The organism is Thauera terpenica 58Eu, assembly GCF_000443165.1.
Classification (GTDB): Bacteria; Pseudomonadota; Gammaproteobacteria; order Burkholderiales; family Rhodocyclaceae; genus Thauera; species Thauera terpenica.
This window is the reverse complement of the sequence record NZ_ATJV01000035.1, coordinates 88,529-103,604: the sequence shown is the minus strand read 5'-3', so window position 1 is coordinate 103,604 and position 15,076 is coordinate 88,529. Positions and strand designations below refer to the sequence as shown.

The window sequence follows — 15,076 nt, the reverse complement described above, 5'->3', positions numbered from 1 at the left end:
AGCAGTTGGCGCTGTTGTAGTGGCATTTTTGAAAGTGTGGTCTAGCAAAAACAAGGGCTTGCGCGCGTAACTGTCGAACTCGGGGGTGCAAGCTCTTCCCCTGCTCGCACCGGTGTCGCCTGTGCTGGCGGCGGAGGCGCGTGCAGGGCATATGGCGGCGTGCTGGGCGATGATGCTGCGCTTTGACACCGTGCTCGATCTGTCTTTCGATGCGGCCTTCGTCAATCGCGGGCCCTTGCGCTGGGTGGCGCGTGATAGCAGCAAACCGGGGCGTGATGGCCAGGAGTGCTGGAGCCTGCATGCCAGCGCCGAATGGAGCGAGGCGCATCTGGAAGAAGACGCAGAGATCGTGGCGCCCATCCTGATCGAGGCTTTCAAAGCCCTGGGGGGTGCGCTGCCGCAGGCCTGGTCTGCCCATCGCTGGCGCTACGCGATCACGGATTCGGCGGTGGACGGTGGCTGTGTGTGGCACGCGGCAGACGGACTTGGCCTGTGCGGAGACTGGCTCAACGGTGGCCGCGTCGAGGGCGCCTGGCTGAGTGGACGGGCTGTTGCCGAGCAGGTGCGGAGCAGTTTCATCGCCGAAGCACGCTAGACGTTTGCAGCGCATCGCGGGTAAAACGCCAGTGCGGGCTGAATGTCTGCAGCCCCTCTCATTGCCTCTATGGGCTGGTGCAGGCATCGTCCAGCGCTGGTAGGACGAGCACAGGCAGGGTCCGCGCTGCCTTCACCAGTATCTTGTACACGTCCATGTCGAACGCGGGGCGGCCGCGCTCGAGCAATTGCGTGAGCTCAATTCCGTTGCGTGTGCTGCCCAGATAGCGCCAGCCATCGATCAGGTGCAACTCAAGCCCTTCGCGCAGCGCAATCGGTCCCGGCCATGGCCAGCTCTCCAGCTTCAGCCCCTGCAGCGCGTCGAGCAGGCGCTGTTCATGAGCTGCCGCGGGTTCCTTGCCATTGCAGGCGCCGTGGCAGCGCTTGAGCTGAAAGTCAAAGCAGCGCATCCTCGGCGCATGTTTTTCCAGCCCCAGCAGGGGCGGGCATAGTGCATGGTCGCGCGCCAGCGCGCGCAGGCGGTTGCTGGCTTCGCGGCGGGTGCGGAACAAGCCGTACAGATTGTCACGCTGGCCAAAGTCGAGCGCGTCCGCGTGCAAGAGTTCGAGGCGCGGCTTGCCGAACAGGTCCGTGCCCAGCCGCCAGGTACACAGGTCGCGATTGCGCCGCAGCAGCCGGTTATGGGTGGGCTGCAGTTGCTTGATGAGTTCGGCCTCCTTGAGCAAGGCGCCGACCTCGCCGGCGGTTTCTATCCAGTCGATGCGCCGCACTTGCTGGCTCAGGCTGAGTTCGCGGTCGCTCTGATGATCGGCGGCGAAGTGCGCCAGCACGCGACTGCGCAGATGCGTGCTCTTGCCGATGTAGAGCGGCAAGCTGGCCTTGCCCTCGCGCTCACCGTAAAACAGATACACCCCGGGCGTATCAGGCAGCGCATTGATCTGCTCGGCATCGAGGTGGGAGGGCAGGCTGCGGTGGGCGACCAGCGCCCGCACCTGCTCCGCGATATGCGCAGGTGGAAAGCGCTCGTGCAGCTTTTGCCAGAACTGCCACAGCAGCGTCGCGTCGCCCAAAGCGCGGTGGCGCGCACTGACGTCCAGCCCGTGTCGTGAAATCAGATGGTCAAGACTGTGATGGCGATGTTCCGGCAGCAGTCGGCGTGACAGCTTCACGGTGCACAGCACTTGCGGGCGCAGGTCGAGCCCGGCACGGCGAAACGCGGCGCGCAGATGGCCGTGATCGAAGCGTGCGTTGTGGGCGATGAACAGGCGGCCGTGCAGGCGATCGAAGACCTCGTTGGCGATCTGAGCAAAACGTGGCGCGTGCGCCACCATGGCGTCGTCGATACCGGTCAGGCGCTGGATGTGATCAGGGATACGGGACTCGGGCTGCAGCAGCGCAGACCATTCGTGCACGCCATCCTCATCCACCTGCACGATGCCGATTTCGGTGATCGATGCGCGCTGCGCCGGCCCGCCATTGGTCTCGATATCGACAAAGGCGATACCACCGGGGAATTGGCGCAACAAATCGGGGTGCAGCAGCGCAGGTGTCATGGTGGGTCGGCAGCAAGTGCGATCGATGTGATCGGGCTTCGAGTGCGTATCGACCGCGATGGTTTCTGCGTCGGTGCTGCCGGTGTGGGATTCAGTGCGCGCTGAAGCCGGCGTCTTCGATAGCCTGATGGATGTCGGCCGCTGAGACGAAGTTGCCGTGCTCGATTGTTGCCACGCCGCTCTCGAGCGAGATTTCCAGATGGCCGATTCCCGGCAGGTCCTGGATGGCATTGGTGACCAGGCGCAGGCACTGTTCGTCGCGCATGCCGCTGATGCTCAGGGTGAGGGTGTTCATGTGCGCGCGTCCACTTGAAAGGTGGACGATGGTGCTTGACTCGACCCCGTCATGCAAGCGCGTACTGGCGCACGCGCCCCGGGAGCCGGAAGCGCGTGCGCCAGTAGTGAAGGACTCGAATGCGAACAATCGAGCGGATCGATGGACTCCTGATCAGAAGCTGTACTTCACGACCAGCGACAGCTGATCGCGGTCGGTCAGTGCTTTTTCCCGGCGCATGTCCAGGTTCGCATTGCCGAGGAAATCCAGATAGGTCAGTTCGAAGCTCAGGTTCTGGTTGTAGGTCATCGCCGCGCCGATACTGAAACTACGCTCGCCTTGACCGCCTGCCGGGCCCAGCAGGGTGCGCCCGCTCAGCTGATGTGCGTAGCTGATCGGGATCTCGAGATCCCAGCCAGGAAGGACGCCGTCATAGTTCAGATACAGCGAGGTGGAGAAGCCGAGGCCGTGTCCTGCCATGCTCAGCTTGTTCGAGGCTGGGAGATCCATACCATAGTCTGCGAGTGCGATCTCATGGCCCGGTGCCTTGATCTTCTTCACGCTGCGCACGTCGATGTAGGACACTTCCGCAAGCAGCAAAGCCCCGTCGGAAAGGCTCGAGCGACCAAAGTTGATGAAGGAGTTGATGCTGGTCTGCAGCGTGTTGGCTCGACTTGGCGTCGGCAGAGCACTGCCTCCCGGCAGCACTGCGTCGACCAACTCTGGCGCTCCTCTCTTGTAGGCCACTTCTCCGGCGAGGGTGGCCATGCCCAGGGTGGTGCTGAGGGATGCACCGATGAGCTTCACATTGTCGAAGTAGCGATTGCGATAAGTACCGCCGCCGAGCGCATCGCTGGCAGCGAACACGTTGACCTCGGGTAGTGCAATGCGGTCGTGATAGTTGAGGTAATACAGGCCCAGTTCGGTCTCTTCGGTGACGCGGAAGCGCGTGCCCACGCCCCACTGCCCGGTGTCGCCTGGTCTGTCATCTCCCTGCCGCGCTCCGAAGGAGCAGCTGTAGCCTCCGGTACCGTTGGGGTAGTAACGATCGAGACAGGAGTTTCCGGGGCCGGACGTGTTGCTGGTATTCAGGAAGGAGCCGGGCGCGTTGGTGATGATCGGGTGCCAGTTGTATTGCACGTGGGCCATCAGCGTCCAGTTCGGTGCTGGCCGGTAGATCAGTGAGAGCTGGTCTTCGGGCAGCAGAAGGTCCTTGGTTTCGGTTCCGGGGATGGAGCTCTTCGAGCCGTCCACCGGGCCTTGCGCCAGGGAAATCGCCGGGAAGAACAGCGCTTCGCCCCAGGATACGACGTGCTTGCCCAGGCGCACGGTCGCGTCGCCATCGCCTACACCAAAGCTGGTGTAGCCGTAGGCATCCAGGATGCGGCTGTAGCCGCCATGGTAGCGGCGTGCGTCAGAGCTGAACGTGCCGGGTGCATTTGCCGTGCCGAGGGCGGCGCCACGGAAATCCGTCTTGCCGTGATAGACGTCGTCGTAGAAGGTGCTGGCCGAGAGCACGAAGCCGCTCCTGTCCTTGGACAGCTTGCCTTCGAGCAGCAATGCCAGGCGGTTGGCGGTGAGCGCACCTTTCTTGAAGTTGCTGTTGCCGTCCACTTCCAGAAGCAGGGGGTCGGGCGACTTGAGTCGGGTGGCGAGGGTATAGGTCGTCGTCGCCTTCCAGTCGAGCTTCGCGCCGTTGTCGTAGACGATGCTCTCACCGCCGAGCGAGGGTGAGGAAAAGACGACGCCCAGGACCGCGATGGCGACAGGAGACAGCTTGAATATTGGTAGGGTCATTTTCATCTCCTGATCAGTTGCCGATCTGGCGCAAGGCTTCCGGACCAAACATGGTCGGGACCATCTTTCCAGCATTCAGAATGGGGCCGGTCTCACGCTCCTGGAAAAGGTTGTAGCCAACATAATTCCCGGTGTTCAGGTCATGGTAGAAGCTGTTGCCGACGTGCCAGCCCTTGAGATCGAAGGCGTAGTAGTGGTTGATGAAGGCGTGCTGCCAGAGCGCTCCCCTGGCGTCGTAGTAATCCGACATCGAGGCTTGCCAGTTGTCTTCGTCGAGGTAGAGCACGCGCTTGCCGTAGGCGTGGCGGAAGCCGTCTTTCAGCGTCGCCTCGAGCACCCAGACGCGGCGCAGTTCGTAGCGCAGATAGTCGGGATTGGCGTGATTGGGGGTGAGCAGGTCGGCGTACTTGACGTCCTTACCATGGAGCCGGTAGGAATTGGCCGGGAGATAGATCTCGCGTTTGCCCAGCATCTTCCACTCATATCGTCCCGGATCGCCGTTCCACAGGCGGTCCTGGTCGATCGTCATCTGGCCAGAGGTGCCCGAAAGCGGTGTGTCGTAGCCGTACATGGGCAATTGCCTGACGCGACGGGTGCCAGGGTCATAGTTCCAGGCCAGGCGTGTGTCGGTGGCAAAGTTCACCGGCTCCACCGCGCTCGACACCGAGCCCCGGTCCCGGATCGGGAGATACGTCTGGTTCAGCGAGTAGGCCATGATCTTGCCCATCGGCTTGCCGACCTCGTCGGGCTCGGTGACCACGTTGAGGCCGCGCAAGTGGTTTCTGCCCCAGAAAACATCGCCTGTCCGTTGCACGTTGGCGATGTCCATCGTGACCTCTTCGGTGAAAGCGATGGCCGGGAAGGTGGTGTTCTGCAGCAGCTCCATTGCCTGCTTGGGGATCGGGAAGGGAGGCGTGCCCTGGTAGCCGGCGAATCCCGGGCCACCGTCAATCAGCTCGGCCTCGAGCGCGTTCTTGCGCGCAACATCACAGACCTTGTCGTCGTAGCGAAAGTCACGTCTGCCGGTGTACACCGGAATCCTGAACGTGGGATAGCGGCGGAACATTTCCAGCTGACCTTCGGTCAGTTTCGCTGCGTATTGTTCGAAGTTGGCCGAGGTGATTTGAAAAATCGGCTTGTCATCGGGATAAGGGTCGATCGGGTGCTGGCCGACGTGTGGTTTATAATCGATCCCGGGCGGGGTTCCCAGCCATTTTCCCGAAAAGGCCGGAATGGTGTTGTCGGCATTCGCGCCGGCTTCGGCACCCATGCAGGTCAATTCCTTGCCCAGTTTTGCAGCCTCAGCGGCGTCCACCTTGGCCAGTGCGCTTGAACTGACGCACAGAAATCCTGCGGATATGGACAAAGCAAGAATTATCTCGTTTTTCCTCATTTCTACTCCTTTGGTTTTAGTGTGTTGAATTTTTATTATTATTTTGAGTCAAGATTTCAACCATTCAACTCTCGGTCAAATACCCCATGAAAGAACCCAATCCTCCCTCCACGCTTCAAAAACGCCCTGGCGGACGGACCGAGGTCGTCAGGCAGAAAGTGATCACAGCGGTGATCGAGCTCATCAAAAGTGGAAACATGCACTTCAGTTACAATGAATTGGCCGATCTCTCAGGTGTTAACAAAACTACGCTTTACCGGCGCTGGCCCTCCCAGATCACTCTCTTTCAGGAAGCCCTGCAGGAGCACAACAGACCGGTTGAAATAAATCAGAAGAGCAACTGGGCGGAAACGCTCGAAGCAGGACTGCGGGAGCTCGCCTGGCATTTCTCCAAGGCTGAGGAAATCGCAATGAATCTTTCCTTCCTTTCGTCGCCGGATGTTGAGGAAAGCAGCATGATCCTCGCGCAGTGGCAGCCGATTCAGACGAACTTCATCCGCTTGATCAAGGATGCGCAGGAAAAGGGCGAGGTTCCGTCGAACCTCGACCCTGCCTCATTGTTTACAATCATCATTTCCCCACTCGTTCTGATGACACTTGCTGGAAGGAAGCCGATTGAAGAGAACAAACTTGATGCAATCATCAAGGTCTTGAGTGTATTGACGACACGTGCAGAGTGATGAGCATCCCGAGTGCATGCGGCAGGTTTCAGAATGTTTCGATCCTAGTGGATGCGGCAATCTAACGCAACTAAAGTTGCGAAGAGCGCGATAGGGGTTTTCCCTGAGTCAGAGGCTTCTTCAGTGCCACTCCGCGGGACGGTGACGGTCGGTTGTCGGCGTTCATTGCTCATGGCTTTCGAGTGCGATGCAAGATGGGGAGTGGCAAAGGCTCAGGCTGTTCAGCGCGATCGCACGCCCCCAGCATCCAGACCCGGCATGAATCAATATTTGCAGCGCTTTTCATCATTCAGCAGTTTGTATGGAAGTGCTCTGGAGAAAGTGGCGGGCTTCGTAAAGAAGACTTCGCTGTAAGGTAAATGCCATTACGCCTGCCTGGGGAGTTGCATATGGGGGTAATCAGTGGGGGAGGTAAGTCCCCATGACATGAGCACTGCACGCTGCGTCTTTTGGGATGCGATGCTGTACGTGCCCTTGATTACGGGCTCCAATCAATCGAGCTGCCAAGGCAGATCGTGCTGCGGACCATTCAGGATGACGTGTGCAATTCGCACGACCATCAGTGGGTGCAACAATCAGCGCTGATTTGAAACCATGATTACCCTTCAATCAGCTGTAAGGAGCTTAGCGAAGGCGCTTCAGATCGAACAAGTACCACTTGGTACCAGCCGCTGCTGTCAATGGAGTACTGACGATATTGGCCACCCGGGACAGTGACGATCAACGCCACAGGGCGATCACTTCAGTCGCCCGCCGGGGTGGTCCGAGCCTCTCAACGCGATCGCTTGAGGTCGATTGACTGCCAGGCCGTGTGCACAGCCTCGGCACCATGGCAGCGCTCCAGCCGGCGCACGATGAAGTGGCCGCGGCTGACATCCTGGAAGTGGTCCATGAACATCAGATTGAGCCCTGCGCCTGCGGCTGCGCCAATGCCTGGCACCAGCATGCCCGCCGCCTTTTGCGTCAGCTGCACCTTGTAGCGTGTCGCAACCAGGGTGATCAGCCGCACCAGGGCGGGCGCGCCTTCGCTGGTCAGGCCTTTTTCCGCAAGGTGGCGGGCGGCTTCGCCGACGCTGGTGGCGAGGGCGGCGCGCACCGCGTAATAGCCCGACTCGGCCGCGTCGTCACCGCGCCCGGGGCCGCCGAGGGCAAAGACTTCCAGTGCAGCCAGGCGCGTCTGCGCCGAGCCGATGTTCTCGCCTTCGGCACGGGCGATGTCAAGGATGGCGCGCATGATCAGCACCGTCGACAGCGGTATCTCGACCGCCAGCCCCGCCAGACCAAAAGCGCCACCCGCGCCGCCGCTGACCGAGCCCAGCAGCTTGTGCAGACGCGGCGAGGCGGCGCGAGGCGCGCTGTCGAGCGTTTTCGCCGCGGTGTTCATCGCCTTGAGCAGCGCGTCATGCGCCAGCGCGCCCACGCCGCCTCGCCAGCGCTCGGGCAAGCGCGCCATGCCCTTTTCCAGCGGGCTGCCGACGACATTGCTCAGGCGTGCGGTCAGGCTGGGATGGTCGAGCAGGGCGCGGGCGCGCACGAGCTCGTCGAGGTCGGCGCTTGAAAGCGGGCTGGCGTTCATGGCGTGATTCGGGGCTCAGACGGTTGATGAGAGTCAGACGCGGTCGTCGTCGCCGCGTTCCGCCTGCCGTACGAAGTCTTCAAGAATGAGGTTCAGGACGGCTTGCCGGTTTCCAGCGACTGCAGCAGCGCCGCCCCCAGCACCGCGGCGGACTGCGCGCCGGACACCGCGAGCTTGCGGTTGAGGATGTAGAAGGGCACGCCCTCGATACCCTGCTTGCGCACGCCAGCGACCATGCGCTGCACCTTGTCGGTGTCGGCGCTGCTGTCCAGCCATTCACGAACGCTGTCGCGGCGCTCACCGCAGGTGGCGGCGATGTCGGCCAGCGTGTCCTTGTCGCCGATGTCGCGCCCCTCCTGGAAGTGGGCGGCAAACAGCGCGCCGCCCAGCATCTGGATGCGGGCCTGGGTCTGGCCGATGGACTGTGCGCGGTACATCAGGCGGTGTGCATGCAAGGTGTTGGGGCGGGTCTGGATGCGCTCGAAGGCGTACTGCAGGCCGTCAGCGGCGGCGGCAGCGCGCACATTGTCGAGCACGGCCTCGGCCTTGATCGGGCCGCCGAACTTGGCGTCAAGAAAGGCGCGATAGGGTTCGCCCTGGGGCGGCGTGTCGGGGTTGAGCAGGAAGGGCAGCCAGTTCACGCGCGGCTCGAGCTCGGGGCGGGTGGCCTGCAGTTCGGTGAGCGCGCGCTCCAGGCGCACTTTGCCCAGGAAGCACCAGGGACAGACAAAATCGGAGACGAAGTCGATGTTCAGGATCATGGCGTGGTCCAGATAGGCAGGCAGGGGTTCGTTGGCTCAGCTTGCCCGAGCGCCTCTCGGTGTGCTGAAAGCGGCGGGGCTGCGGCTGAGGGGAGTGGGCTGCGCTCAGAGAAAGCGCGCAATGAAACAGGGCTGCGCAGGATCGGCCTGTGCGGGCAGCGGCAGCCACACGCGCCGGCCACTGCCGGGGATGCGCCCGATCTCCTCACCATCGACAGTCAGGAGGCGATCGAGTTGCAGTTCGTGATTGGCCTCAGGCTGCACGAACTCCAGCCGGTCGCCCACGCCAAAGCCGTTCTTGACCTCGACCTCGGCCAGCCCGCGCTGCGCGTCATAGCCCACCATCTCGCCCACCAGCAGGCTGCGGCCGGATTCGGAGTGGCCGCGCAGATAGTTCTGGTGCGCCGGGGTGTGGTGGCGCTGGTAGAAGCCGTCGGTGTAGCCGCGGCTCGCCAGACCTTCCAGTTCGCCCAGCAGGCGGGTGTCGAAGGGGCGTCCCGCGACGGCGTCGTCGATCGCGCGCCGATAGCCCTGGCTGGCGCGGGCGACGTAGTAGGGACTCTTGGTGCGGCCTTCGATCTTCAGTGAATCGATGCCGATGTCCACCAGTCGTTGCACGTGTTCGATCGCGCGCAGATCCTTGGAATTGAGGATGTAGGTGCCGTGCTCGTCCTCCTCGATCGGCATCAGCTCGCCCGGGCGCGTGCCCTCTTCCAGCAGCCACACCTTGCTGCCGCCGATGTGGCGTGGCCCGCCGCCGAGGGCGGTTCCAGGCGCGGCGTCGGCTTTGCCGCGGGTGGCAGTGCCGACCGCGCCGGCGTGCTTCGGGTTGCCGATCGGCATGTCGCCACGGGCGTGCACGTCGCCGGCGGCGTCATCGGCGCCCTCGTGCAGCTTGTAGTCCCAGCGGCAGGAGTTGGTGCAGCTGCCCTGGTTGGGGTCGCGGTGATTGAAGTAGCCCGACAGCAGGCAGCGCCCGGAATAGGCAATGCACAGCGCGCCATGGACGAACACTTCCAGCTCCATGTCGGGGCAGGCGTCGCGGATTTCGGCGATCTCGTCGAGCGACAGCTCGCGTGACAGGATGATGCGTTTCACCCCCATCGACTGCCAGAAGCGCACCGAGGCGTAATTGGTGGTGTTGGCCTGCACCGACAGATGGATGTCCATCTCCGGCCAGCGCTCGCGCACCATCATCATCAGCCCGGGGTCGGCCATGATCAGGGCGTCGGGGCGCATTTCCATCACCGGCGCCATGTCTTCTTCAAAGCTGCGGATCTTGGCGTTGTGCGGGTAGATGTTGGCGACCAGATAGAACAGCTTGCCCGCGGCGCGGGCCTCGGCCATGCCGGCGGCGAGCGTGTCGAGCTGGCCGAAGCTGTTGTTGCGCACGCGCAGCGAATAGCGCGGCTGGCCGGCGTAGACCGCATCGGCGCCATAGGCGAAGGCGGTGCGCATCATGTCCAGCGAGCCGGCGGGGGCGAGCAGTTCGGGGCGGCGAAGAGGATGAGGCATGTGCTTGAATTCTCAGCAGGTTCGGCAAGGGCGCGATTGTAAGCGCTAAGCCGGGGCGGTGCAGTTACAGGCTGCGCTGCGCGTGCCGCACGGAGGGGCTGGGGTCGGGCTGTGCGCAGCGTGCCCGCGCAGACCGGCGCTCAAGCCTGGGTGCGGTCCTGCGCCTTGTTGAGCCAGGAATAAAGCCCGTGCGCAGCGGCGACGCCGGTGGCGAAGCAGGCGGTGAGCAGATAGCCGCCGGTGGGGGCCTCCCAATCAAGCATCTCGCCGGCGACGAAGACGCCGGGTCGCGCGCGCAGCATCAGTGCTTCGTCCACCGCCTCGAAGCGCACACCGCCAGCACTGCTGATCGCTTCGTCCAGCGGACGAGGGGCGACCAGGGTCAAGGGTAGTGCCTTGATGCCCGCCGCCAGTTGCGCGGGGTCTGCAAAAGCCTGCGCTGGCAGGCATTCGCGCAGCAGCGCGGCCTTGATGCCCTTGATGCCGGCCTGGCCCTGCAGGTGGCTGGCCATGGAGCGGCTGCCGCGCGCGCGCGCAAGTTCGCCGCGCAGGCGCTCCAGGCTGCGCCCCGGCGCCAGGTCCAGATGCAGGGTGACGCTGCCCTGTGCCGCGATGGTGTCGCGCAGCGGCGCGGACAGCGCATAGATCAGGCCGCCTTCGATCCCGCTTGCCGACACCAGGCACTCGCCCGCACGCTCGTGGCGCTGGCCCTTGAAGTCGGTGAAGTGGGCCACCACCGACTTCAAGGGTTGGCCGCGAAAGCGCTGCAGGAAGTGCGTGCTCCAGGCGCTGTGCGGGGTGCGCTCAGCACCCTTGCCATCCGTGCCGGGCGCAGCACGCGCGGGCTCAAAGCCCTGGAGATCGGAGCCGCCGATGTCGAAGCCACAGTTCGCCGGCAGCAGGTCGGCGACCTCGACCCCGGCCGCACGCAGCACCGGTACCCAGGCGCCATCCGAGCCCAGCCTGGCCCAGCTGCCGCCGCCCAGCGCGAGCAGCACCGCGTCGGCGTCGACCCGGCGCTCACCGTGCGCGGTGGCGAAGCGCAGCTGGTGTTGCGGCGCAGGCGCGTCGCCTGGCGCACGGCTGTCGTCCCAGCCCAGCCAGCGATGGCGCATCTCGAAGCGCACGCCCGCTGCACGCAGGCGCGTGAGCCAGGCGCGCAGCAGTGGCGCCGCCTTCATTTCCTTGGGGAATACGCGGCCCGAGCTGCCGACGAAGGTGTCCACCCCCAGGCCATGCGCCCAGTCCTGCAGCGCCTGCGCGCCAAAGACGTGCAGCATGGGTGCAAGCCGTGCGCGCTGCGCGCCGTAGCGCGACAGGAAGGGCTCCAGGGCTTCACTGTGGGTCAGATTGAGCCCGCCGCGCCCGGCGAGCAGGAACTTGCGCCCGACCGAAGGCATGGCGTCGTACACCGTCACCGTGGCCCCCGTCGTGGCCAGTTGCTCTGCCGCCATCAGGCCCGCCGGTCCGCCGCCGACGATGGCGATGCGCACGGGGGCCGGGCTGGACGGCAGCTGGGTGATCGTGGACATGCGGCGCTGACTCAGTCAGGTGTTGGTGAATCGGCGGCAAAGCGGCGGCGAAAACCTGCGGGCACTGGGGCCTTGCGGCGCGCGCCGTAGTCGAAGAACACGATGCCGGTCTTGCCGCGCGCGACCTCACGCCCGGACAAGGCTTCATGCATGCACCACACCAGGTCGCAGCCGAAGGCGTGGAAGTCGTTCGCTGCCATCGAGATGTTCAGCGTTTCGCCGTGGAAAGCCTCGGAGCGGTATTGCACACCGGCGTCGGCGACGATGACGCCCGCTCCGTCCACGTCGAGCTCGGTGTAGCCCATCGACTTCAAGAAGCGCACTCTAGCCTCGGACACGAGGCCGATCAGCTGCGCGTTGTCGAGATGGCGGCCGAGGTTGATGTGCGAGATCAGCAGCGTGATCGACGTGCTGAAAGGAAAGTGTGCGGGCAACTCGATGCGAATGCGGGGCATGGCGGGGCCTGGTGAACGGGAAGAGGTCCGAGCCTAAGGGCGCGGACCTCGAGTTGGCAAATCAGGGGGGCAAGTCTGCAGCGCGGCCTGTGCGGCGGCGCTGGTGCTCAGGCTGCGGGCGGAATGCGCAACATCTGACCGGGATAGATCTTGTCCGGGTGTGACAGCATGGGCTTGTTGGCTTCGAAGATCAGCGGGTATTTGCTGGCATCGCCGTAGAACTTCCCGGCGATGGCCGACAAGCTGTCACCGCGCACCACGGTGTGGAACTGTGCTTCGGGCTCGCTGCGGGCCACGGTCATCATGTCGGCCACCTTCGCCACCCCCGCGACGTTGCCGGCGGCGAGCAGGATCTTCTCCTTGCTGCTCTGGTTGGGCGCCGTGCCCGACACCGTGACGGCCGAGTTTGCGCCATCGAAGGCGATGGCGAGGTCGGCCGGGGCCAGCTCCAGGGCGCAGATGTAGTCGTGGATGGCCGTCGCCGCAGCAGCGTTGGCCGCCGCCGCATCCGGTGCACTCGCAGCCTGTGCCGAAGCCGTGCCGAACAACTTCTCGCCCGCTTCCCTGACGAAATCGAACAAACCCATACTGGCCTCCTGAGGTCGATGGTGGGCAAGGGCGGCCGGCATGAACGCAGCTCGGCGCGCCATCATGCTTCGAAGATAACACCAAAATCCGGCCATGGCGGGGCAAGGCAGCAGCAGCGGCTGTGCGAAAACTTCGTGTCCAAGGCCACAATCTCATGCAAAATAGCGGCCATTCAACGCGACTTCCTCGGCTAAACCCGAGGAAGTCGCGTGCGCGTGTCCATTTTTTCTTACAGGCCCACAATCATGAAATATCAGTCTCTCGAGGAGTTCCTGGCGTACGTTGAGCAACGCAATCCCGGCCAGCCTGAATACCTGCAGGCGGTCAGCGAGGTGATGGAGAGCCTGTGGCCCTTCATCTCCGCCAACAAGCGTTACGCCGAGCACTCCTTGCTGGATCGTCTGATCGAGCCCGAGCGCGTGATCATGTTCCGGGTGTCCTGGGTGGACGACAAGGGTGAGGTGCAGGTCAATCGCGGCTATCGCATCCAGCATAGTTCGGCGATCGGTCCTTACAAGGGTGGCCTGCGCTTCCACCCCTCGGTGAATCTGTCGATCCTGAAGTTCCTCGCCTTCGAGCAGACCTTCAAGAACGCGCTCACCACCCTGCCCATGGGCGGTGGCAAGGGCGGCTCCGACTTCGATCCGAAGGGCCGCAGCCCGGGCGAGGTGATGCGTTTCTGCCAGGCCTTCATGAGCGAGCTGTTCCGCCACGTCGGGCCCGATACCGATGTGCCGGCGGGCGACATTGGCGTGGGTGGGCGTGAAGTCGGCTTCATGGCCGGCATGATGAAAAAGCTGTCGAACAACGCCGCGTGCGTGTTCACCGGCAAGGGCCTGCCTTTTGGCGGTTCGCTGATTCGCCCGGAATCGACCGGCTACGGTACGGTCTATTTCGCCAACGCCATGCTCGAGCACGCCGGTCGCGACATCAAGGGCATGCGCGTGTCCGTGTCCGGCTCGGGCAACGTTGCCCAGTACGCCATCGAGAAGCTGCTCGAACTCGGCGCCAAGCCCATCACCTGCTCGGACTCGAGCGGCACCGTGATCGATGAAGACGGCTTCACCACCGAGAAGCTGGCGGTGCTGATGGAGATCAAGAACCACCACTACGGCCGTGTCGCGGAGTACGCCGAGCGCGTCGGCGCACGCTTCGAGCCCAATGTTCGGCCCTGGCATGTGCCGGTCGAAGTCGCCCTGCCGTGCGCGACCCAGAACGAGGTGGACGCCAATGACGCTGCCACCCTGGTCAAGAACGGCGTGGTGGCCGTGGCCGAAGGCGCGAACATGCCGAGCACGGTCGAGGCGGTGAAGATTTTCGAGCTCAACGGCGTGCTCTACGCGCCGGGCAAGGCTTCCAACGCCGGCGGCGTGGCCACCTCCGGCCTGGAGATGAGCCAGAACGCGATGCGCATCTCATGGACGCGCGAAGAAGTTGACGGCCGCCTGAAAGAGATCATGCTCGGCATCCACGCCGCCTGCCTCAAGTATGGCGAGCGCGAAGACGGCTCGTTCAGCTATGCCGACGGCGCCAACGTTGCCGGCTTCGTCAAGGTGGCCGACGCCATGCTGGCGCAGGGCGTGATCTGATCACCTGCGCACTGCGACGCGACTGAGCGTTCCAGCTGCCGCCCCGGACCCGCCCCTCGTGCCGAGTGCACACGGGCGGGTTTTTCGTTGAGCGCGCGCTTGAAGTTAAACTGGTGGCCGCCATCAAGCTTTCAGGAGCCTCACCCATGATCCAGGCCAGCATCGTTCCGGTCACGCCCTTTCAGCAAAACTGCAGCATCCTCTGGTGCGAGCGCACGAAGAAGGCCGCCGTGGTCGACCCGGGCGGTGACATCGACCGCATCCTCGCTGCGGTCGCCAAGCTCGGCGTCACGGTGGAAAAGATCCTCATCACGCACGGCCATATCGACCATGCCGGGGGCACTGCCAAACTGGCGCGCACACTGGGCGTGCCGATCGAAGGGCCGCAGGAGGAGGACCGCTTCTGGATCGAGAGCATGGCGCAACAAAGCAAGATGTTCGGCTTTGCGGAGGTCGAGAGCTTCGAGCCCGATCGCTGGCTGCATGATGGCGATACCGTGACCGTGGGCGAGCAGCGCCTCAAGGTCATTCACGCGCCGGGGCATACGCCTGGCCATGTCGTCTTCGTACATGAGGGCGCCCGCCTGGCCATCGTCGGTGACGTGCTGTTTGCCGGTTCGATCGGCCGCACCGATTTTCCGCGCGGTGATCATCCGACCCTGATCCGCTCGATTCGCGAAAAGCTGTTTCCGCTGGGCGATGACATCACCTTCATTCCCGGGCACGGCCCCACCTCGACCTTTGGCGAGGAGCGCGAGAGCAATCCGTTTGTGGGTGCGTATGGCTGAACACTGCGGCCATTGCGTGC

At 63.7% G+C, this 15,076-nt stretch carries 14 protein-coding genes; 4 read left to right on the top strand and 10 right to left on the bottom strand.

Features of this window, described 5'->3' with window-relative positions; translation table 11 throughout:
* Nucleotides 1-85 precede the first annotated feature (85 nt).
* Complete coding sequence (locus M622_RS24500) at nt 86-595, top strand: NAD(P)/FAD-dependent oxidoreductase (RefSeq protein WP_245543034.1); 510 nt, start codon at nt 86-88, stop codon at nt 593-595.
* 67 nt (nt 596-662) lie between these two features.
* Here M622_RS24500 and M622_RS24495 read toward each other — a convergent pair whose 3' ends face one another.
* From M622_RS24495 to M622_RS24480, 4 genes are all read right to left on the bottom strand, one after another.
* Nucleotides 663-2,108, bottom strand: coding sequence for a 3'-5' exonuclease family protein (locus tag M622_RS24495; protein WP_021248207.1), 1,446 nt, complete (start codon nt 2,106-2,108; stop codon nt 663-665).
* A gap of 91 nt (nt 2,109-2,199) precedes the next feature.
* Nucleotides 2,200-2,403, bottom strand: coding sequence for a heavy-metal-associated domain-containing protein (locus M622_RS24490; protein WP_021248206.1), 204 nt, complete (start codon nt 2,401-2,403; stop codon nt 2,200-2,202).
* A 153-nt stretch (nt 2,404-2,556) separates the two neighbouring features.
* Nucleotides 2,557-4,179, bottom strand: coding sequence for a DUF1302 domain-containing protein (locus M622_RS24485; RefSeq protein ID WP_021248205.1), 1,623 nt, complete (start codon nt 4,177-4,179; stop codon nt 2,557-2,559).
* Between the two features lie 13 nt (nt 4,180-4,192).
* A complete protein-coding gene (locus tag M622_RS24480) occupies nt 4,193-5,572 on the bottom strand; it encodes a DUF1329 domain-containing protein (protein WP_031346323.1) in 1,380 nt (459 codons plus the stop codon).
* A gap of 86 nt (nt 5,573-5,658) precedes the next feature.
* Between M622_RS24480 and M622_RS24475 the strand changes: the two genes are divergently transcribed.
* The gene (locus tag M622_RS24475) at nt 5,659-6,252 is read left to right on the top strand and encodes a TetR/AcrR family transcriptional regulator (protein WP_021248203.1); all 594 of its coding nucleotides are present in this window, start codon (nt 5,659-5,661) and stop codon (nt 6,250-6,252) included.
* Between the two features lie 772 nt (nt 6,253-7,024).
* On the opposite strand, the gene M622_RS24470 is transcribed toward M622_RS24475, so the two are convergent.
* From M622_RS24470 to lysM, 6 genes are all read right to left on the bottom strand, one after another.
* A complete protein-coding gene (locus M622_RS24470) occupies nt 7,025-7,828 on the bottom strand; it encodes an EcsC family protein (protein ID WP_021248202.1) in 804 nt (267 codons plus the stop codon).
* A gap of 92 nt (nt 7,829-7,920) precedes the next feature.
* Nucleotides 7,921-8,589 (bottom strand): DsbA family oxidoreductase, encoded by a 669-nt coding sequence (locus tag M622_RS24465; RefSeq protein ID WP_021248201.1) that lies wholly within the window; start codon nt 8,587-8,589, stop codon nt 7,921-7,923.
* A gap of 105 nt (nt 8,590-8,694) precedes the next feature.
* Nucleotides 8,695-10,104, bottom strand: a complete 1,410-nt coding sequence (trhP, locus tag M622_RS24460; protein ID WP_021248200.1) for a prephenate-dependent tRNA uridine(34) hydroxylase TrhP — start codon at nt 10,102-10,104, stop codon at nt 8,695-8,697.
* Nucleotides 10,105-10,244: 140 nt separating this feature from the next.
* Nucleotides 10,245-11,636 (bottom strand): TIGR03862 family flavoprotein, encoded by a 1,392-nt coding sequence (locus tag M622_RS24455; RefSeq protein WP_021248199.1) that lies wholly within the window; start codon nt 11,634-11,636, stop codon nt 10,245-10,247.
* A gap of 11 nt (nt 11,637-11,647) precedes the next feature.
* On the bottom strand, nt 11,648-12,091 hold the full coding sequence (locus tag M622_RS24450) for an acyl-CoA thioesterase (protein ID WP_021248198.1): 444 nt from the start codon (nt 12,089-12,091) through the stop codon (nt 11,648-11,650).
* Between the two features lie 107 nt (nt 12,092-12,198).
* A complete protein-coding gene (lysM, locus tag M622_RS24445; protein WP_021248197.1) occupies nt 12,199-12,678 on the bottom strand; it encodes a peptidoglycan-binding protein LysM in 480 nt (159 codons plus the stop codon).
* 246 nt (nt 12,679-12,924) lie between these two features.
* On the opposite strand from lysM, the gene gdhA reads away from it, so the two are divergent.
* Complete coding sequence (gene gdhA / locus M622_RS24440) at nt 12,925-14,268, top strand: NADP-specific glutamate dehydrogenase (protein WP_021248196.1); 1,344 nt, start codon at nt 12,925-12,927, stop codon at nt 14,266-14,268.
* A 146-nt stretch (nt 14,269-14,414) separates the two neighbouring features.
* Complete coding sequence (locus M622_RS24435; RefSeq protein WP_021248195.1) at nt 14,415-15,056, top strand: MBL fold metallo-hydrolase; 642 nt, start codon at nt 14,415-14,417, stop codon at nt 15,054-15,056.
* The last annotated feature ends 20 nt before the right edge of the window (nt 15,057-15,076 follow it).

What these genes read in the sequence shown, in the direction of transcription:
- M622_RS24465 (WP_021248201.1), bottom strand. Translation starts at nt 8,589, where the DNA reads ATGATCCTGAACATCGACTTCGTCTCCGATTTTGTCTGTCCCTGGTGC.
- M622_RS24450 (WP_021248198.1), bottom strand. Translation starts at nt 12,091, where the DNA reads ATGCCCCGCATTCGCATCGAGTTGCCCGCACACTTTCCTTTCAGCACG.
- trhP (WP_021248200.1), bottom strand. Translation starts at nt 10,104, where the DNA reads ATGCCTCATCCTCTTCGCCGCCCCGAACTGCTCGCCCCCGCCGGCTCG.
- M622_RS24435 (WP_021248195.1), top strand. Translation starts at nt 14,415, where the DNA reads ATGATCCAGGCCAGCATCGTTCCGGTCACGCCCTTTCAGCAAAACTGC.
- M622_RS24475 (WP_021248203.1), top strand. Translation starts at nt 5,659, where the DNA reads ATGAAAGAACCCAATCCTCCCTCCACGCTTCAAAAACGCCCTGGCGGA.
- M622_RS24490 (WP_021248206.1), bottom strand. Translation starts at nt 2,403, where the DNA reads ATGAACACCCTCACCCTGAGCATCAGCGGCATGCGCGACGAACAGTGC.
- lysM (WP_021248197.1), bottom strand. Translation starts at nt 12,678, where the DNA reads ATGGGTTTGTTCGATTTCGTCAGGGAAGCGGGCGAGAAGTTGTTCGGC.
- M622_RS24470 (WP_021248202.1), bottom strand. Translation starts at nt 7,828, where the DNA reads ATGAACGCCAGCCCGCTTTCAAGCGCCGACCTCGACGAGCTCGTGCGC.
- M622_RS24455 (WP_021248199.1), bottom strand. Translation starts at nt 11,636, where the DNA reads ATGTCCACGATCACCCAGCTGCCGTCCAGCCCGGCCCCCGTGCGCATC.
- gdhA (WP_021248196.1), top strand. Translation starts at nt 12,925, where the DNA reads ATGAAATATCAGTCTCTCGAGGAGTTCCTGGCGTACGTTGAGCAACGC.
- M622_RS24485 (WP_021248205.1), bottom strand. Translation starts at nt 4,179, where the DNA reads ATGACCCTACCAATATTCAAGCTGTCTCCTGTCGCCATCGCGGTCCTG.
- M622_RS24495 (WP_021248207.1), bottom strand. Translation starts at nt 2,108, where the DNA reads ATGACACCTGCGCTGCTGCACCCCGATTTGTTGCGCCAATTCCCCGGT.
- M622_RS24480 (WP_031346323.1), bottom strand. Translation starts at nt 5,572, where the DNA reads ATGAGGAAAAACGAGATAATTCTTGCTTTGTCCATATCCGCAGGATTT.